This window comes from Citrobacter sp. RHBSTW-00859 (genome assembly GCF_013729795.1).
Taxonomy (GTDB): Bacteria; Pseudomonadota; Gammaproteobacteria; order Enterobacterales; family Enterobacteriaceae; genus Citrobacter; species Citrobacter braakii.
On record NZ_CP056284.1, the window covers coordinates 2,607,407 to 2,626,315 of the forward strand.

Sequence of the window (18,909 nt, forward strand, 5' to 3'; positions counted from 1 at the left end):
TGAAAATATAAGTCAGGAAAATAATACAGTGGAGAAAGTCTAAGGTATGACGACGAGAATCGGCTTGAGATAGCGCAATTTTTCGTACAACAGTTAAAAAATGTTAACCCTGTAATAGACGAATCAACAAAGAACCGTTATACATCGCGTCCTTCACGAGCGCCGCCCCTGCCATCGTCCCTTGATTGGTGAACTGCGTACTTTCGACGACAATATGCTGACTGTAGGCCGGGAGCGCTTGCTGACGAATGCTGTCAGCAATAGTGGGAAACAAAATATCCGCCGCTTTACTGAGCGGAGAACCAATCAATATCTTTTGCGGGTTGAACAAATTCACCATGATGGCCAGAATGCGTCCGACATGGGTCCCGACGCCGCTAATGATATCTTTCGCCAATAAATCCCCCTGCATCGCCGCCAGACACAGCGCGTCTACCGTTAACGGTTGCCCGTGTAGAGAAGAACTCATTGACTGCTTCAAGCGTACCTGTGCCAGTTCGAGCACGCTGTCGACGCTGGCGATCGTTTCCAGGCAACCATGGTTGCCGCAATAGCAGCGTTTGCCGTAGGGGTCCACCTGGGTATGACCAATTTCCACCAGGCTACTGCTGCCGGCATGCAGTAGATGACCGTCGGTGATTACCCCGGCCCCCACGTTATGATCGATCACCACCTGAATGACGTCGCGCGCGCCGCGCGATGCGCCAAAAAGCGCCTCGGCCATAGTCCAGGCGCTGATATCATGCTGAATATAGACCGGCACGCCGGTATGATTTTCAAGCGCTTCACCCAGCGGCATCTCTTTGACATCGTCGTAGAATGGCATGCGATGAACGATACCGTTTTCAGTATCAATAATGCCGGGTAAGGTAATGGCGATGGAGGTTAAGCGCTCCAGCTTTTGCTGGTGGCGGATGAAAAACTGATCGACCTGGGTAATAACGCGTTCCAGCAATGGTGTTTCACTGACCAGCGCCATTTCAAGACAATCTTCAACCACCAGTTTGCTGCTCAGATCGCGCAGCGCCAGAAAGATCTCGCCGCGACTGATACGAATGGATAAATAGTGCCAGGCTTCCGTTTCCACAACCAGCCCAACGGCCGGACGTCCTCGGCTGCCCGCTTCCTTGATTTCCAACTCTTGCACCAGGTGCGCTTCGAGCATTTCGCGGACAATTTTAGTAATACTGGCAGGCGCCAATTGTGCCAGGCGAGAGAGATCAATACGCGATAACGGACCCAACTGATCAATCAGGCGATAAACCGCGCCCGCATTGGTCTGCTTAATTTGATCGATATGCCCAGGCTGACTATCAGCAACCACCACTTACTCCCTTTATTTTCGCGCTCCGAAATAATCTGCGGGCTATGGTGAAGCACTTCAATGGCTTCCGTCAACTTTTTACTTAGCCTTGTGATTTACTGCACATTTTCGCCCATTTTTAAACTAAATTAATCGCCTGAACGGCCGCCAGCAGTTGCTCGCGAAAGCGTTGCGCGGCGTGACTTTTCTCATGATGTTTTGGCCACACTAGCCACATTTCCGAAACGGCATCTTCTTCCGCTATCGGGATCCAACACATTTCATACAATTGCACCCGTTTAAAGGAAGCGGGAAGAATGGAAACGCCTAATCCTGCGGCCACCAGCCCGATGATAGTCATCGCCTCACCAACCTCCTGAGTGATAGTCGGCTTCAGTCCATAGCGACGCATGAGGCCAAGAATATCGTCATACAACCCCGTCCCCACATGCGGATCAAAAAAGACAAAGGGCTCATTGGCCAACTCCGCCAATGTGACCACGGGCTTTTGCGCCAATGGATGCGCGCGCGGGATCATTGCCATCAGCGGCTCATGCAGAATGATTTCACGCTCCAGCGTTTCCGGAAGCTGCGTGTTGCGCAGAAGTCCCAAATCCAGCGTTCCTTCATTGAGCGGAGCAATTTGCTCGCGCGTGTTCATTTCACGGGTTTGCATATGTACAGCGGGGTAGCTCTGGCGAAAGAGGGATAACGTATCTGAAACCGCTTTGATAAACGGTGCCGATGACGTAAAGCCAATACGCAATTCCCCCGCTTCTCCCAGATGCAGGCGCTCAGCCCTGGCAGCGGCCTCATTAACCAGCCCCAGGATCTGCCGACTATCTGCCAGAAACTGCTTTCCGGCAGAGGTCAGCGCCACGCTGCGGTTAGTGCGCGCCAGAAGTCGGGCGCCGACCTGCTGTTCGAGGATCTGGATTTGCTGGCTCAGCGGTGGTTGCGAAATACTCAGCCGTGCCGCCGCCCGGCCAAAATGCAATTCTTCGGCAACCGCTACAAAGTAACGTAAATGACGCAGCTCGATATTCATATTTTTAAGATATCATTTGAGATTATTAATATATTAGACAGAATAATGCGATTTTCATACTCTTAAAGCTAGTCATGTAGAGGTAATTGATTGAGCAAGGATTTCAAGTGAGCCGTACAACCACTGTCGATACCGCGCCGACAAGCGATGTTGATGAACAGAGAGTTACCCCGCCGGATAGTTTTATCAAACGCGGAACATCCCCATTTATGCGCGTCACGCTGGCGCTGTTTTCTGCCGGACTGGCGACATTTGCTCTCCTCTATTGCGTGCAACCCATACTGCCAGTGCTCTCGCACGAGTTTGGGGTCTCTCCCGCCAGCAGCAGTATTTCGCTTTCCATCTCAACGGCGATGCTCGCGATCGGTTTACTGTTTACCGGTCCACTTTCCGATGCGATAGGCCGCAAGCCGGTGATGGTTACCGCCCTGCTGCTCGCGTCCTGTTGTACGTTGCTTTCGACGATGATGACCAGCTGGCACGGTATTTTAATCATGCGTGCGCTGATAGGTCTTTCGCTCAGCGGCGTGGCGGCAGTGGGAATGACCTATCTGAGCGAGGAAATACATCCCAGCTTCGTCGCCTTCTCAATGGGCTTATATATCAGCGGTAACTCGATTGGTGGTATGAGTGGCCGTTTGATAAGCGGCGTGTTTACCGACTTTTTTAACTGGCGTATCGCGCTGGCGGCGATCGGTTGTTTTGCCCTCGCCTCCGCGCTGATGTTCTGGAAAATCTTGCCGGAATCTCGTCATTTCAGACCAACGTCGCTGCGACCGAAAACGCTGTTTATCAACTTTCGTTTGCACTGGCGCGACAGAGGGTTGCCGCTGCTGTTTGCGGAAGGTTTTTTACTGATGGGGTCGTTTGTCACGCTGTTTAATTACATCGGCTACCGTCTGATGCTCTCGCCGTGGGAACTCAGCCAGGCGGTTGTCGGTCTGTTGTCCGTGGCCTATCTGACCGGGACCTGGAGCTCACCGAAAGCGGGGTCGATGACCACCCGCTATGGACGTGGTCCGGTAATGCTCTTTTCAACCGGCGTGATGCTGGTTGGACTGTTGATGACCCTGTTCACATCACTGTGGCTGATCTTCGCCGGGATGCTGCTCTTTTCAGCCGGGTTCTTTGCCGCGCACTCCGTGGCAAGCAGTTGGATTGGACCACGGGCAAAACGCGCTAAAGGCCAGGCATCTTCCCTGTATCTGTTCAGCTATTATCTGGGTTCCAGTATTGCCGGTACGCTGGGTGGCGTATTCTGGCACAGCTACGGCTGGAACGGCGTGGGCGGATTTATCGCCCTGATGCTGGTGCTGGCGTTGCTGGTCGGTGCACGTCTGCACCATCGTCTGCACGTATAATCCACGATGCCCGGGTTCCGGGCGTCGCCTTCATCAACCAGGCTGTAACGTCTGAGCCCCCATTTGCAGGGCAATAACCGTCCCGTTCATCGCTATATGCAGCATAACCGGCATCAGCAGGCCGTTGCTTTTCAGTCTGGCGATGATCAAAACCTGCGACACAAGAAACAGCATCAGCAACGTGCGCAGATCCACATACTGAGTATGCATGATGGCAAAAATGACCGATACCACCACCGACGACAGCCAGGTTTTATTATTGAACCAATACTGGAATGCGTTGAATAAACAGCCCCTGAAAACAATCTCTTCATACACTGGCGCAATAAATATCAGGGTCAGAGTGGATAACCACAGCGCGTAGCTGTTTAGGGATATCTGGCTGGTTACCCACGCTTCGGTTTGTCTGAGGCCCAGAAACCATGGCAGGATAAGCTGAATAAACAGCAGCGCCACGAACAAAATGACAAACCATCTGGCGTTGAAAATTCCCTTTCCCAGCCCCTCTCTTTTTCTAAAGAAGAAGTAATACAGCGGGACCAGCACAACAAATTCCAGCGCAAACAGCAGCGGAAAAAGTAGCCCTTTGGCAAGCAGAACCTGGCTGGCGGGGAAAAACAACGGAAGAAACGTGAGGCCAAACATCAGCAAAAACATGGTAAAACAGCCAGCAACCGCTTTGGTCCTGACGATATACAGGTTGTCGGCATCCAGTGACATACGATCTCCTTGCGCTTATCAAAGATAACTTGATGAATTATCAATATATGATAAAAATTCTCATTATCACTGACAACCTACCAACTTTTACGCAATGCCCACGATTTACAACGCGTATAGCGTTACAGACTCTTTTCAGCGGAACATTCTCATCAGCTACTCAGTGGGGATTCCGCCAGCGGCAACGAAAAACGGAAACAGGCCCCTGCCGTCGAATTAATCAGGCGGATATCTCCCCCATGCAGTTCGAGCATTCTGCGCACGATCAGTAAGCCCAGACCACCACGCTCAGCCCGCTGCTCACGGGGTAGTAACGCCGTCGGGCGCTGAAATAATACTTCGCGAACAGCCTCTTCGACGCCAGGCCCGCTGTCCTGCACTTCTGCTAACAAGCGGTCTTCCTCACGCCAGACTTTTAACCACACTTCGCCCCCGTCAGGCGTATGACGGATAGCGTTATCCAGCAAATTCGTGACGATTCTTTCCATCATCGATAAATCGGCATTCACCAGCGGTAACGGACCAATTACGTCAAGGTGCAACTGCAAATGACGCGTGGCAACGGGTAGATCAAATTTCTGCGCCACATCCTGGATCAGCTCGCCAATAGCAAAACGTTCACGCTGCGGTTTTATGCCGCCATGCTCAAGTCTCGCCAGCTCAAAAAGCTGTTGTGACAGATGGCGAACCTTATGCCCCTGGCGCAGTGCAATGCTTAGATAATGCCGGTTTTCCTCCGGCGTCATCGTATCGGCTTTCAGCGACAGCATTTCCAGATACCCCAGCAGTGAAGTGAGCGGCGTACGTAAATCGTGCGAAATATTGGCGATAAACTCTCTGCGCTGACGATCGCTGTCAGCTAATAAATCCCATTGGTGAGCAATTTTCTGTGCTAACTCAATAAATGCATTGTTCAGCAACGCAATTTCATTCGCCGGAGCTAAATCGGGCTTTTTCTGCGCCAACTGTTTGATGACGCTAATGCTGTCCTGCTCCAGATTAACCACCTGACCGGTCAGCCTTTTCACCGGATTCGTCACCCATCTCCACACCAGGTACCCCGCGATTGCACCGGCTAATAAAACCAGTATTAACGTCCCGGTCACGGTGTTCCAAAGCGTTTTTTGCCAGGCGGTATTCGCCAGCATATTGAGATCTTCGCCCTGGAGAATAATGTACAAATAGCCATGCAGCTTGCCATTAAATAAAACTGGCGCGGCGCTGAATACCTTTTGCTGGCTGCTGCGCGGATCATTGCCATAAACGGGCAGCTCGTCCGAATTAAGGAAAACCTGGATCGGCTGTACGCTAATGTTCTGGCGCTGAATATGCCCAGGCGGAGCGGCATCAGCAAGTATCTCGCCTGACGGTGAAACCAGATACAGCTCCACGCTAGGGTTGAGCGTCATCAGGTGATTAAACAGTCCTTTTAAGGTCTGCCGATCAACCTGCCCGCTGGCATCAATAAGCGACTCACTTTTGACAATCTTGCTCGCCAATTCCAGCGAGAGCCTTTGCACCATGGCGTCGCCATACTGTTTACTGCTGCGGATCTGGACAACGCTGACCGCAACCGCGCAAATCAACATAATAGCGGTAAAGACCAGGGTCAGACGCTGGCTCAGCGACAATCGATAAATCATGGTTGATGCTCCGCGTTAACCGCAGCAAGCTTATAGCCCCGTCCCCAAACGGTAAGAATAATTTCCGGCTCCGCAGCATCTTTTTCAATTTTGGTGCGCAGGCGATTAATATGACTGTTCACCGTATGCTCATATCCTTCGTGCTGGTAGCCCCACACCTGGTCTAACAACGCCTGACGCGAAAAGACCTCCCCTGGATGGCGGGCGAAAAAATAGAGCAGATCGAATTCACGCGGCGTTAAATCGAGGGATTTACCCTGCAGGCGGACTTCCCGGGCTAATGGATCAATCTCCACACCATGGACGGTGATAATCCCCGCCTCCATACGCAGGTTCTGACTCATCGCCTCCTGACGGCGAAACAACGCCTTCACCCGGGCCATCAATTCCAGCACCGAGAAAGGTTTGGCTAAATAATCATCGGCGCCCATTTCCAGCCCCAGTACGCGGTGAGTTTCACTGGTGCGAGCGCTGATAATAATGACAGGTAGATAGAAACTCATTTGCCGAATGCGACGACATATCTCCAGGCCGTCCACGCCCGGCAGCATTAAATCGAGGATAACGGCATCCCAGACGTGCTTCTCCAGTAGCTCGACCGCTCGTGCCCCATCAGCCTCATGAATAATTTCGTACCCCTCATCCTTCAGGCTAAGTTGCAAAAGTGAGGCAATATCGCTGTCATCTTCCACCAAAAATATCTTTTTTGCGCCTGCCATCAGTGTCATCCCCCTCTCGTCATGCTGAAAGCTTACCTCAGGCAAGGGGCGGAAGTTATCACAAAATTTTTAACTTTTCGTGAGGAATCAGGGATACGCATGCGTCCAGTATGTCGTTATAGATAGGTCAGGCATCAACAGGGAAACGTCGATTTGTTTTCCTTAACATGAAAATAAAAAGGAAAAGTTATGCAGAAAAAACATCCACTTCGGGAAGCTGATGTTACCGCCGAGTCCGTTTTTTTTATGCAACGACGACAGATCCTCAAAGCTCTTGGGATAGGTGCGGCGGCGGCTTCGATCTCTTCCCCGACACAGGCTGGTCTGTTGAATTGGTTTAAAGGCAACGATCGCCCGTCTGCACCAGCGGGCAAACCGCTCGAGTTCACAAAACCAGAGATCTGGCAAAACGATCTGCCCTTGACGCCGGAAGACAAGGTAACGGGCTACAACAATTTCTACGAATTTGGTCTGGATAAAGCCGATCCTGCCGCGAATGCCGGTAGCCTGAAAACCGATCCCTGGACGTTAACCATCAGCGGTGAAGTGAACAAACCTTTAACGTTGGATCATGATGCGCTGACGACTCGTTTTCCATTAGAAGAGCGTATTTACCGGATGCGTTGCGTTGAGGCGTGGTCGATGGTTGTACCGTGGGTCGGCTTTCCTTTGCATAAATTATTGGCGCTGGTTGAACCCACCAGCCACGCCAAATACGTCGCCTTTGAAACACGCTACGCGCCTGATGAAATGCCCGGCCAGAAAGATCGCTTCATTGGTGGCGGGTTGAAGTATCCCTATGTTGAAGGTTTACGTCTGGATGAGGCCATGCACCCGCTTACCCTTCTGACCGTGGGCGTGTATGGCAAAGCGTTGCCGCCGCAAAACGGGGCGCCAATACGCCTGACCGTACCCTGGAAGTACGGCTTCAAGGGCATTAAATCGATAGTCAGTATTAAGCTGACGCGTGAACAGCCGCCGACGACCTGGAATATGTCGGCACCTAACGAATACGGTTTTTACGCCAACGTCAATCCGCAAGTCGATCACCCCCGCTGGTCTCAGGCCACTGAGCGTTTTATCGGTTCGGGTGGCATTCTCGATGTACAGCGACAGCCCACGTTGCCTTTTAATGGTTATGCCGATGAGGTGGCTTCTTTATATCAGGGCATGGATCTACGGGAGTATTTTTAAGTGAGGTTAACCGCAAAACAGATAACCGGCCTGAAAGTACTGCTGCATCTCGCCGGTTTATTACCCCTGCTATGGCTCTTCTGGGCCGCACAGCATGGTGAGTTGGGGGCCGACCCGGGTAAAGATATCCAACACTTTACGGGCATCACCGCGCTGAAGTTTCTGCTTGCTACCCTGCTGGTGTCACCGCTTGCCCGCTACGCAAAGCAGCCGTTGTTGTATCGCACCCGTCGATTATTAGGGTTATGGTGTTTTGCATGGGCCACGCTGCATATGACCAGCTATGCGCTGCTGGAGTTGGGTATACAAAATCTGGGATTATTGGGTCTTGAACTGGTTTCACGCCCATGGCTAACGTTGGGCATGACTGGTTGGATAATCTTATTCCTGCTGACGCTGACCTCCACGCAAGCCGCGCAACGTAAAATGGGCAAACGCTGGCAAACATTGCACAACTACGTCTACCTGGCGGCCGTTTTGCTTCCGCTGCATTATCTGTGGTCGGTAAAAGTGTTATCACCGCTCCCCATTATTTATGCCCTCTGTTTTCTCGTGCTACTGGCTTTTCGCTATAAAAAGCTGTTACGCAAAGTCGGGTACAAAGGTGTGTTTATGAAAAGTGAATGAATCACGGTAAACTTCTCATCACACCTAAACAGAACGAGAACAAAAAATGAGTAACAATGATAATTACCATCAGCTCACCCGCACGTTCCAGCGGCTCTCTCGCTTCTCCCACCTCTCGGCAATCGCCAGTTGGGACATGTTTACCATGATGCCATCTGGCGGCAGCAAAGCTCGCGGCGAAGCACTGGCCGAGCTGAGCGTGCTTGAGCACCAGTTGTTAACCGACCCGAAGGTAGCAACGTGGATCGCCGCAGCCCAACAGGAAGACCTTAACGATGTTGAGCAGGCCAACCTGCGCGAAATGTCGCGACTGCATCATCAGGCATCCTTACTACCTGAATCGTTGGTAGAAGCGAAATCACTCGCGGGTAGCCGCTGTGAGCATGCCTGGCGCAGCCAGCGACCAGCCAATGACTGGGAGGGATTTTCCGAAAACCTGAAAGAGGTCGTGAAGCACAGTCGTGAAGAAGCCCGGCTGCGTGCCGAAGCCACAGGCTGTTCGCCGTATGACGCGCTACTGGACATATTCGAACCAGGGATGACCAGTGCCCAATTGGATGTCTTGTTTGCAGACGTTAAGAGCTGGTTACCGGATCTGCTCAACAAGGTGGTGGCAAAGCAGTCTCAGCAGTCGCTCATCGCCCCGGTTGGGCCTTTCCCAACCGCAATCCAGCGAGAGTTGGGCCTTGAAACGATGGCGCAGTTGGGATTCGATTTTACGGCTGGTCGACTGGATATCAGTGCGCACCCCTTCTGTGGTGGCGTACCTGAAGATGTGCGTATCACCACCCGCTATGATGAAAACGAATTACTTAGCGCGCTGTTTGGCGTGATCCATGAAACCGGTCACGCCCGCTACGAGCAAAATCTGCCGCACAGTTGGTCAGGGCAACCTATCGCACTGGCACGCTCAACCGCTATTCATGAGTCCCAGAGTCTGTTCTTTGAGATGCAACTGGGGCGCAGTAAAGCATTTCTGACGCGGTTAATTCCTGCTGTGACGCGCCACTTTGGCGATCAGGCTGCGTTTGAAGAAAGCAATTTCATCGCCTGGAACCAGCAGGTTAAACCCGGTTTTATCCGTGTTGATGCCGACGAGGTGAGCTATCCTGCTCACGTTATCCTGCGTTATGAAATCGAACGCGCGCTCATTAATGGCGATATTGAAGTAGATGATATCCCGGCATTGTGGAATGAGAAAATGCAGTCCTGGCTGGGGCTGTCAACCATCGGTAACTATCGTAACGGTTGTATGCAGGATATTCACTGGACCGATGGCGGCTTTGGCTACTTCCCTTCCTATACTTTAGGCGCCATGTATGCGGCGCAGTTATTCAGTGCCGCTAACCGCGCATTGCCTGATTTAGAGCAGTCTATTGCGCAAGGTGAGTTTGGTGCCCTGTTTGACTGGTTACGTCAGAATATCTGGCAGCATGGCAGCCGTTTTACCACTGAACAGCTTATTACCCAGGCCACCGGAGAGCCGCTCAGCAGCCGTTATTTCCGCGCTCATCTGGAAGCCCGCTATTTGTAATCTCATACCGTGAGTCATTGTACATATCGTTACACGCCGAAACCAATGACTCACGGAAGCCCTGTGATTACAGCGATATAGTTATTTCAACGGCCCCGCAGTGGGGTTGAATGAAAAACCAAATCGAGGGTATGAGAATGAAAAAAGTATTAGCTCTGGTTGTTGCCGCTGCTATGGGTCTGTCTTCTGCTGCATTTGCTGCTGAAACAACTGCTACCACCGCTCCGGCTGCTGCTGCAACCACCAAAGCAGCTCCGGCAAAAACTACTCATCATAAAAAACAGCACAAAGCAGCGCCGCAGAAAGCGCAGGCTGCCAAGAAACACGCTAAAAAATCCGCCACAAAACCGGCTGCAGAACAAAAAGCACCAGAGCAGAAAGCTCAGGCAGCAAAAAAACACACCAAAAAAGCCGTAAAACACGACACCGCTAAACCCGCTGCTCAGCCAGCTGCATAACACATTTGTAGTTACTATGGCGTCCCCCACGCCATAGCATACGGCGCTAAATCGACCTGATTTAGCGCCGCCTTTTGGAGGGTAAAATGGTGTCACATTATCGCTTTGAGTTCATTCTTATTACCCTGATAATTTGCGCCCTCATTGCCATGCATTTTTATCTTTCCTGAGTGTAGTTATCTGATTTTACTCCCACTTTCCCGCCGTCCCGTCTATAGTATTAACTGAGGGTTTGCTGTTAAAAATCATAATTCCCCACCAGAGTGTGATATGCATAAAACCATTGCTGTGTTACTGGGTTCAATTTGTTTACTTCCTGTCGTTGCGCATGCGGACCAGCCTGCAACGGCCAGCGCTGAAGCAGAAAACGTAAAAACGCTGTTTTTTGGTCATGACGATCGCATAAAAGTGACTGACCCAACGCAATCTCCATGGGACGCTATCGGGCAACTGGAAACCGCCAGCGGTAACCTGTGTACTGCCACGCTCATTTCACCACGACTGGCACTGACTGCCGGACACTGCTTACTCACCCCCCCGAAAGGCAAGCCGGATAAAGCCGTGGCATTACGCTTCGTGTCGAAAAAGGGTGTCTGGCGCTACGAGATCCACGGCATTGAAGGACGGGTAGATCCCTCGCTCGGAAAACGTTTAAAAGCCGATGGCGATGGCTGGATTGTGCCGCCTTCCGCGGCCCCGTGGGATTTTGGTCTGGTGGTGCTGCGTTACCCACCTTCTGGCATCACACCGCTGCCATTATTTGAAGGTGATAAAGCGGCATTAACCGCGGCGCTGAAAACCGCAGATCGTAAAGTTACGCAGTCGGGTTACCCGGAAGATCATCTCGATGACTTGTACACGCATCAGGATTGCGTGGTGACCGGTTGGGCGCAGAATACCGTTTTGTCGCACCAGTGCGACACACTCCCGGGCGACAGCGGTTCACCATTGATGTTGAAGACAGATACTGGCTGGCAGTTGATTGGCGTACAAAGCTCCGCTCCGGCGGCGAAAGATCGCTGGCGGGCCGATAATCGCGCCATATCCATGACCGGATTTCGCGATAAGCTGGATGAGTTGGCGAACGAATAACCTATGCTGCCCGTAGTAACGGGCAGCACTGAGATCAGGCAAGTTTAATCATTACCATTCCGGCAAGCAGCAGCGCCACACCGATCCAGCCTTTATGATTCAGGCGCTGACCAAACAATACCCAACCTGCCGCTAACGTCGCGGCAATCCCGAAGCCGCCCCACAAGGCGTAGGCAACAGAAAGGTCGATACCTTTTACCGCCTGGGACAGCGCGCTAAAGGCCGCTAACACGGCTGCCAGCGACAGCACGCCATAAGTCTTGCGACGAAACCCATCAGAAAATTTCAAAAAGACGTTAGCGACGATTTCGAGCACAATGGCTATGCCAAGCCATGCGCCGTGAACCCACTCAAACTGCTGCATGGCTCACCTCTCTGCCCGCCTTTGTCGGTTTTCGTGTACCGGATTTAATCAGCACAATACCTAACACCAGCGAGACCAGTCCAGCCACCTTCATCGTGGACAAGGTTTCGTCAAATAGCAGCACGCTGAACAGCGTAATAAATAAAATACCGATACCTTCCCATAAGGCATAGGCCACACCAAGGGCAATTTTTTTAACGGCAAAACTGAGAAAAATATACGATAAGGCAATCATTACCAGCATTAAAATAAAGCCCGAATTACCATGGCCGACGCTTGCCCATTTCATTGACAGCGTACCAGTAATTTCAGCCGCGATGGCCAGACCTAATAATATCCAGTAAAACATAATGCTTCTCCTGCTTGAGAATATAGTCCTTTGGGCCTACTGCATGCAGTAAACCAAAAAATAAAATTAGTTAGCTCAGCGCACAGCGCCAGCTCAGGCAGAAGAAGGGACTAAAGCGCGTTGCGCCAGTGTTGCTCACCCGCAAGCAAGAAAGTGGAGGAGGTACGAAGAAGTGAAGGTAAACGCAAGAACATCCTGAACATATTGTCCATAATATTACAATTATCCGCAGTGTTGCTTCTCATCATCGCGGATGATAATTGTCCTCGGTAGTTAAACACAGATGATTTGTACCATAGCTTCAATGCGAACTCAAAGTCTTTTCACTTCTTTACCTGCCCCATTTGATTTTTGTTATAACAGCTCGACGCAAATCACATTATTATTCAGATTCAAAAATGAAAAATGCAGGAATACACATGGCGAAACCGATCATCACGCTTAGCGGCCTAAAAATAGTCATTATGCTGGGCATGCTGGTTATCATCCTGAGCGGCATCCGCGTTGCCGCAGATATCATCGTCCCATTTATTCTGGCGTTATTTATTGCCGTCGTGCTTAACCCCGTGGTGCAGCGGATGGTCAAACTTCGTATACCGCGCGTAATAGCGGTATCATTGCTCATTGTTATTATTGTGATGCTAATGGTGTTGCTATTAGCGTATTTAGGTACATCCTTAAATGAGCTTGCGCGAACGCTGCCGCAGTATCGCTCTTCACTGGTTATCCCACTCAAAAACCTTGAGCCGTGGTTACAGCGCGCAGGGATCGGCGTTTCCGTGGATGAACTCGTCAAATATATCGACCCGAACGCAGCAATGACGCTGGTGACCAATTTACTGGCGCAGTTGTCTAATGCCATGTCATCGATATTTTTACTGCTGTTGACGGTGGTTTTTATGCTGCTGGAAGTACCGCAGTTACCCAACAAACTCAAACAAATGATGAGTCGTCCCATTGAGGGAATGGCGGCGATTCAACGCGCCATCGACAGCGTTTCCCACTATCTGGTGCTCAAAACGGCGATCAGCATTGTGACCGGGCTGGTGGCCTGGGGCATGCTCGCCGCACTCGACGTGCGTTTCGCTTTTGTCTGGGGACTGCTGGCGTTTGCGCTCAACTATATTCCTAATATCGGTTCGGTGCTGGCCGCCATTCCCCCTATTGCTCAGGTGCTGGTATTTAGCGGCCTTTATGACGCCCTGGTGGTTTTGGCAGGTTATCTGGTCATTAACCTGGTGTTCGGAAATATCCTCGAACCACGGATCATGGGGCGTGGACTTGGGTTGTCTACGCTGGTGGTGTTTCTGTCGTTAATCTTCTGGGGCTGGTTACTGGGGCCTGTCGGGATGCTGCTTTCTGTGCCGCTGACCATCATCGTGAAAATCGCGCTTGAGCAAACCAACGGCGGTCAAAGCATTGCCGTGTTGCTGAGCGATCTCAATAAAGAGTGAATTCGCCCCGCCATTGCGGGCATTTTTATCGTTTAGCCCGTAGCGCCAGAACGGCGCTACACAACGTAAATAACGCAATTATCCAGGCCATAGTCCATGGTGTTCCGTCGCTGAAGGCGGCCAGCAGCAATGACGAGATAATGCCGCTACCGTATTGTAACGCGCCAATCAGCGCGGAGGCTGAACCGGCGATGCTCGGTACCGCGTCCAGCGCGGCAGCGGTTGAAGTAGCAGCAATAATGCCATTCATTGAGAAAAACAGAAAAACGGTGATGATAATGGCTTCAACGCCACCTGACTCCAGCTTAACCAGCACCGCAAGCGCCACTGCAGCCAGCGCCGCCAGCATCGTCGCATACTTTAGCAGTTGCTCCAGAGAATGCCGTTGCACCAGACGACGGTTTACTACGCTCATGACCATGACTCCGACAATATTGAGCGCAAACAGCCAGCCGTAATGCTGTGGTTCAACATGATAATAGCTAATATAAACAAACGGCGAACCGGTAATAAACGCATACGCGGCAACGTAATAACACGTCAGGCTCAGGGTGTAGCGCATAAAACGTCCATTGGCGAATAGCGAACGATAATTACGAAATGCGCCAGCTAAAGAAGCTTTCACCCGTTTCTCTTCCGGCAATGTTTCCGGCAGCCAGTTTAAGGAGATAAACATCAGCGCTCCTATCACCGCCAGCAGCCAAAAAACAGAGTGCCAGGTGCTCAGGCGAATAATTTGTCCGCCAATCAACGGTCCTGCTATTGGCGCAATCGCCATGACCAGCACCAGAGTTGAAAGCATTTGCGCCGCGCGAGTACGTGCAAAGAGATCGCGGATCATCGCCCGCGCCAGCATAGGTCCGGTACAGGCTCCAAGCGCCTGAAAAACTCGCCAGAAAACAATTTGCGTAATACTCGTGGACATCGCACATCCTGCGGAGCCGATGATAAAAAGCACCATGCCAATTAACAGCGGTTTACGCCGTCCCAGATGATCGCTTATCGGCCCCCAAATCAATTGCGCAATGGCGAAACCTACCAAAAAACCGGTGATCGTCAGTTCTACATTGCCATGTAAATCCTCTGCCATTGTCGGCATTGCCGGAAGATAAATGTCGGTGGAAAGCGAGGCAAAGGCCATCAGGCCACTGAGGATCAGAATAAAAGTAAGACCAGTCTGGCTTGCTATAGCCGCCGACGAGGCATGTTTACGTGTACGCATAGCGCCCTGTTATGTTCTAAAAAGTCAGGAAGCAGTATATACACGGCGTTTTACGGTGATTAGACGGTTAAAACCGTATGGGTTTATGAGTGGTAATCATGAATAGCGGAGTATTAATAAATATCCTCCGGCATAGCCGGAGGTTTTTCGGATGCGCCTATAAGGCTCCGTTACCAGCCGCGCCCTAACAGGCGCATACGATCTGACATTTGCATCAGACTTCGTTACTTACGGCCCGTAAACGGGCTACCCGGATAAGCGATCGATAACTCCTCACCCATTTTATCTTCTGCAAGCTGGTGCTTTATGTATTCCTGTATCTTCACCGTGTTCTTACCCACCGTATCTACGTAGTATCCCCGGCACCAGAACTCTCTATTCCTGTACTTGAATTTCATATCCCCAAACTGTTCATACAGCATCAGACTGCTTTTCCCTTTCAGATACCCCATAAAGCCGGATACGCTCATTTTGGGTGGGATTTCCACAAGCATATGGATATGATCCGCACAGCATTCCGCTTCCAGGATCCGCACGTTTTTCCACTCACACAGCTTTCTTAAGATGCTGCCTATCGCCCTGCGTTTCTCCCCGTAGAATGCTTGTCTCCGGTATTTGGGCGCAAAAACTATGTGATATTTACAGTTCCATCGGGTGTGCGCTAAGCTCTTTTCGTCCCCCATTGGGACCCCCTTTTGATTTCTTGTTAAACATTTGCAGTTGCCAGACCGCAATGTGTTTTAACAAATCAAAAGGGGTTTTAATAACTGGCCCAAAGCTGAAAGCTTTCCGGAACCCCCAGCCTAGCTGGGGGTTTTCTGTGCACAAAAAAACGGCCTCCGCAGAGGCCGTCTTGGTTTGCGCTGACGATTACAGCGCTTTCAGGATCGCATCCACGCTGGCTTTGGCATCGCCAAACAGCATATGGGTGTTTTCTTTAAAGAACAGCGGGTTCTGCACGCCAGCATAGCCGGTGTTCATAGAGCGTTTGAACACGATAACGTTCTGCGCTTTCCATACTTCCAGCACCGGCATACCGGCGATTGGGCTACGCGGATCGTCCTGCGCCGCCGGGTTTACCGTATCGTTGGCGCCAATCACCAGCACGGTATCGGTATCGGCGAAATCATCATTGATTTCATCCATTTCCAGCACGATGTCATAGGGTACTTTGGCTTCCGCCAGCAGCACGTTCATATGACCTGGCAAGCGCCCTGCTACCGGGTGAATACCAAAGCGTACCTTGATGCCGCGGGCGCGCAGTTTCTCGGTGATTTCAGCAACCGGATATTGCGCCTGTGCCACGGCCATGCCATAGCCCGGGGTGATTATCACGGAGTGCGAGTTCTTCAGCATTTCTGCCGTGTCTTCCGCATTAATCTCACGATGCTCACCGACTTCTTCATCAGACCCCGTAGAAGAACCGTCAGAACCAAAGCCACCGGCAATCACGCTGATAAACGAACGGTTCATCGCCTTACACATGATGTAAGACAGGATCGCACCGGAAGAACCGACCAGCGCACCGGTGACGATCAGCAGATCGTTGCTGAGCATAAAGCCCGCCGCCGCCGCCGCCCATCCTGAATAGGAGTTAAGCATTGAAACGACGACCGGCATATCCGCACCGCCGATGGACGCCACCAGATGCCAGCCAAAGGCTAACGCAATAATGGTCATCACCAGCAGCGCCAGAACCTGCAGACCCACGCTTTCGGTACGAACAAACACCACCAGCAGCAGGAAAGAAACAACCAGCGCCGCCAGGTTCATTTTGTGACGATTCGGCAGCATCAGCGGTTTAGAGGAGATCTTACCGCGCAGTTTGCCAAACGCCACCACGGAACCGGTAAAGGTCACCGCACCGATGAAGATACCAAGGAACACTTCCGTCAGGTGAATGTTCACCAGAATCGGTTCCAGGCCCGTGTCGTGATACAGGTAGCTGTTGAAACCCACCAGCACCGCCGCCAGACCGACGAAGCTGTGCAGAATCGCCACCAGCTCCGGCATCTCGGTCATCTCGACTTTCTTCGCCAGACGAATACCAATCGCGCCGCCGATGATCATCGCCACCAGGATCCACGCAACGTTGCCGGTCTCCGGGCCAAAAATCGTGGCAATCAGCGCAATCGCCATCCCGGCGATACCGTAGTTGTTACCCTGTTGAGAGGTTTCGTGTTTCGAAAGCCCCGCCAGGCTGAAAATAAACAGGATCGCGGCAACAATGTATGCAGCTGTAACTAATCCTCCAGACATATGTTACCCCTTAGTTTTTCCGGAACATTTTCAGCATGCGCTGAGTCACGGTGAAGCCACCGAAAATATTAATGCTGGCAATAAGCACCGCGATAAAGCTCAGGAAACTCACCCAGCCACCCTGGCCAATTTGCAATAACGCCCCGACAACGATGATCCCGGAGATAGCGTTTGTCACGGACATCAGCGGAGTGTGTAGTGCGTGCGATACATTCCAGACCACGTAGTAACCCACTACACAGGAAAGCGCGAACACCGTAAAGTGCCCCAGGAACTCTTTCGGCGCGACATCAGCAAGCCAGCCAAACAGTATGACGACCAGTGCCATCAACGCATATTTGCGCCACGGTGAGGCCGGTTTTTTCTCTTCTTTCGGCGCGGGCGCGGCTTTTGGCGCAGCCTGCGGCTGAGCAGAAACCTGGATAGGCGGCGCAGGCCAGGTGATTTCACCCTCGCGAACCACCGTAACGCCACGTACGACTACGTCGTCAAAATCGACGGTGATATTGCCGTCTTTCTCTTTGCACAACAGCTTGAGCAGGTTAACGAGGTTCGTGCCATAAAGCTGGGAAGACTGCGTCGGCAGTCGGCCTGGCAGATCGGTATAACCGATAACCTTCACCCCGTTCTCGGTGGTGGTCACCTGGTTGGGCACGGTATATTCGCAGTTACCGCCGTTTTGCGCGGCGAGATCGACAATCACGCTGCCCGCCTTCATCGAATCGACCATTTCACGGGTGATCAGTTTCGGTGCCGGTTTGCCCGGAATCAACGCGGTGGTAACGATAATATCAACGTCTTTCGCCTGTGCGGCGAAGAGCGCCATTTCAGCTTTGATGAACGCTTCGGACATCACCTTGGCGTAACCGTCGCCGCTGCCGGCCTCTTCTTTAAAGTCCAGTTCGAGGAACTCAGCGCCCATACTCTGAACTTGTTCTTTCACTTCCGGACGAGTGTCAAAAGCACGAACGATAGCGCCCAGGCTGTTTGCCGCACCGATAGCTGCCAGACCAGCCACACCCGCACCAATCACCATGACCTTGGCAGGTGGAACCTTGCCCGCGGCGGTGATCTGGCCGGTGAAGAAGCGGCCAAATTCATGAGCGGCTTCAACAATGGCCCGATACCCGGCGATATTCGCCATCGAGCTTAAGGCATCAAGCGACTGCGCGCGCGAAATACGCGGCACGGAGTCCATCGCCATAACCGTCACGTTGCGCTCTGCCAGCTTTTGCAATAACTCAGGGTTTTGCGCGGGCCAAAGAAAACTCACCAGCGTCGTGCCCGGGTTGAGCAACGGGATTTCCGCCTCTTCCGGCGCGTTGACCTTCAGGATGATCTCTGACTGCCAGACGGCATTTCCGTCAACAATTTCTGCGCCTGCTTGTACAAACGCCTTATCGTCAAAACTTGCCAGTTGACCTGCACCGCTTTCAACCGCGACGCTGAAACCCAACTTAAGCAGCTGCTCAACCGTCTTCGGCGTAGCTGCGACGCGGGTTTCATTGGTTAACCGTTCTCTTGGTATGCCAATTCGCATAATGTTCCCTTCCATCTGTATT

General features: G+C 51.8%; 19 protein-coding genes. 7 read left to right on the forward strand and 12 right to left on the reverse strand.

Features of this window, described 5'->3' with window-relative positions:
• Positions 1-103: 103 nt before the first annotated feature.
• Complete coding sequence (mlc, locus tag HV302_RS13040; RefSeq protein WP_181625920.1) at positions 104-1,324, reverse strand: sugar metabolism global transcriptional regulator Mlc; 1,221 nt, start codon at positions 1,322-1,324, stop codon at positions 104-106.
• A gap of 118 nt (positions 1,325-1,442) precedes the next feature.
• Positions 1,443-2,351 carry a LysR family transcriptional regulator gene (locus tag HV302_RS13045; protein WP_181625921.1) on the reverse strand — a complete coding sequence of 303 codons (909 nt, stop codon included), beginning with the start codon at positions 2,349-2,351 and terminating at the stop codon, positions 1,443-1,445.
• A gap of 107 nt (positions 2,352-2,458) precedes the next feature.
• On the opposite strand from HV302_RS13045, the gene HV302_RS13050 reads away from it, so the two are divergent.
• On the forward strand, positions 2,459-3,712 hold the full coding sequence (locus tag HV302_RS13050) for an MFS transporter (protein ID WP_016153043.1): 1,254 nt from the start codon (positions 2,459-2,461) through the stop codon (positions 3,710-3,712).
• A 33-nt stretch (positions 3,713-3,745) separates the two neighbouring features.
• Here the strand turns inward: HV302_RS13050 and HV302_RS13055 are convergent, their stop codons facing one another.
• From HV302_RS13055 to HV302_RS13065, 3 genes are all read right to left on the reverse strand, one after another.
• A complete protein-coding gene (locus HV302_RS13055; RefSeq protein WP_181625922.1) occupies positions 3,746-4,432 on the reverse strand; it encodes a CPBP family intramembrane glutamic endopeptidase in 687 nt (228 codons plus the stop codon).
• A 152-nt stretch (positions 4,433-4,584) separates the two neighbouring features.
• The gene (locus HV302_RS13060) at positions 4,585-6,075 is read right to left on the reverse strand and encodes a sensor histidine kinase (RefSeq protein ID WP_181625923.1); all 1,491 of its coding nucleotides are present in this window, start codon (positions 6,073-6,075) and stop codon (positions 4,585-4,587) included.
• Positions 6,072-6,794, reverse strand: a complete 723-nt coding sequence (locus tag HV302_RS13065; protein WP_016153040.1) for a response regulator transcription factor — start codon at positions 6,792-6,794, stop codon at positions 6,072-6,074. The genes HV302_RS13060 and HV302_RS13065 overlap by 4 nt, the downstream gene beginning before the upstream one ends.
• A gap of 189 nt (positions 6,795-6,983) precedes the next feature.
• Here HV302_RS13065 and msrP point away from each other — a divergent pair, with 189 nt between their 5' ends.
• The 5 genes from msrP (at position 6,984) to HV302_RS13090 (ending at position 11,699) form a co-directional block, all read left to right on the forward strand.
• Positions 6,984-7,988, forward strand: coding sequence for a protein-methionine-sulfoxide reductase catalytic subunit MsrP (msrP, locus tag HV302_RS13070; protein WP_181625924.1), 1,005 nt, complete (start codon positions 6,984-6,986; stop codon positions 7,986-7,988).
• A complete protein-coding gene (gene msrQ, locus HV302_RS13075; RefSeq protein WP_181625925.1) occupies positions 7,989-8,615 on the forward strand; it encodes a protein-methionine-sulfoxide reductase heme-binding subunit MsrQ in 627 nt (208 codons plus the stop codon).
• 46 nt (positions 8,616-8,661) lie between these two features.
• On the forward strand, positions 8,662-10,149 hold the full coding sequence (locus tag HV302_RS13080) for a carboxypeptidase M32 (protein WP_095715962.1): 1,488 nt from the start codon (positions 8,662-8,664) through the stop codon (positions 10,147-10,149).
• Between the two features lie 137 nt (positions 10,150-10,286).
• On the forward strand, positions 10,287-10,607 hold the full coding sequence (gene asr / locus HV302_RS13085) for an acid resistance repetitive basic protein Asr (protein WP_181627463.1): 321 nt from the start codon (positions 10,287-10,289) through the stop codon (positions 10,605-10,607).
• 270 nt (positions 10,608-10,877) lie between these two features.
• Complete coding sequence (locus HV302_RS13090; protein WP_181625926.1) at positions 10,878-11,699, forward strand: trypsin-like serine peptidase; 822 nt, start codon at positions 10,878-10,880, stop codon at positions 11,697-11,699.
• A 34-nt stretch (positions 11,700-11,733) separates the two neighbouring features.
• On the opposite strand, the gene mdtI is transcribed toward HV302_RS13090, so the two are convergent.
• The 3 genes from mdtI to HV302_RS28595 form a co-directional block, all read right to left on the reverse strand.
• On the reverse strand, positions 11,734-12,063 hold the full coding sequence (mdtI, locus tag HV302_RS13095; RefSeq protein WP_047500497.1) for a multidrug/spermidine efflux SMR transporter subunit MdtI: 330 nt from the start codon (positions 12,061-12,063) through the stop codon (positions 11,734-11,736).
• A complete protein-coding gene (gene mdtJ, locus HV302_RS13100) occupies positions 12,050-12,415 on the reverse strand; it encodes a multidrug/spermidine efflux SMR transporter subunit MdtJ (protein ID WP_161623250.1) in 366 nt (121 codons plus the stop codon). Before mdtJ ends, mdtI begins: the two co-directional genes overlap by 14 nt.
• Positions 12,416-12,522: 107 nt before the next feature.
• Positions 12,523-12,693: a protein YdgV gene (locus HV302_RS28595; protein ID WP_085951052.1), complete on the reverse strand. Its 171-nt coding sequence runs from the start codon at positions 12,691-12,693 to the stop codon at positions 12,523-12,525.
• A gap of 138 nt (positions 12,694-12,831) precedes the next feature.
• On the opposite strand from HV302_RS28595, the gene HV302_RS13105 reads away from it, so the two are divergent.
• Positions 12,832-13,866 (forward strand): AI-2E family transporter, encoded by a 1,035-nt coding sequence (locus HV302_RS13105; protein ID WP_181625927.1) that lies wholly within the window; start codon positions 12,832-12,834, stop codon positions 13,864-13,866.
• 25 nt (positions 13,867-13,891) lie between these two features.
• Here the strand turns inward: HV302_RS13105 and HV302_RS13110 are convergent, their stop codons facing one another.
• The 4 genes from HV302_RS13110 to pntA all read right to left on the reverse strand — a co-directional run bounded on the left by HV302_RS13110 (position 13,892) and on the right by pntA (position 18,887).
• Positions 13,892-15,088, reverse strand: coding sequence for a multidrug effflux MFS transporter (locus tag HV302_RS13110; RefSeq protein ID WP_137380407.1), 1,197 nt, complete (start codon positions 15,086-15,088; stop codon positions 13,892-13,894).
• Positions 15,089-15,312: 224 nt separating this feature from the next.
• On the reverse strand, positions 15,313-15,771 hold the full coding sequence (tnpA, locus tag HV302_RS13115; RefSeq protein ID WP_181625928.1) for an IS200/IS605 family transposase: 459 nt from the start codon (positions 15,769-15,771) through the stop codon (positions 15,313-15,315).
• Between the two features lie 187 nt (positions 15,772-15,958).
• Positions 15,959-17,347 (reverse strand): Re/Si-specific NAD(P)(+) transhydrogenase subunit beta, encoded by a 1,389-nt coding sequence (gene pntB, locus HV302_RS13120; RefSeq protein ID WP_016153031.1) that lies wholly within the window; start codon positions 17,345-17,347, stop codon positions 15,959-15,961.
• Positions 17,348-17,357: 10 nt separating this feature from the next.
• Positions 17,358-18,887 (reverse strand): Re/Si-specific NAD(P)(+) transhydrogenase subunit alpha, encoded by a 1,530-nt coding sequence (gene pntA / locus HV302_RS13125; RefSeq protein ID WP_029139532.1) that lies wholly within the window; start codon positions 18,885-18,887, stop codon positions 17,358-17,360.
• Positions 18,888-18,909: the final 22 nt, after the last annotated feature.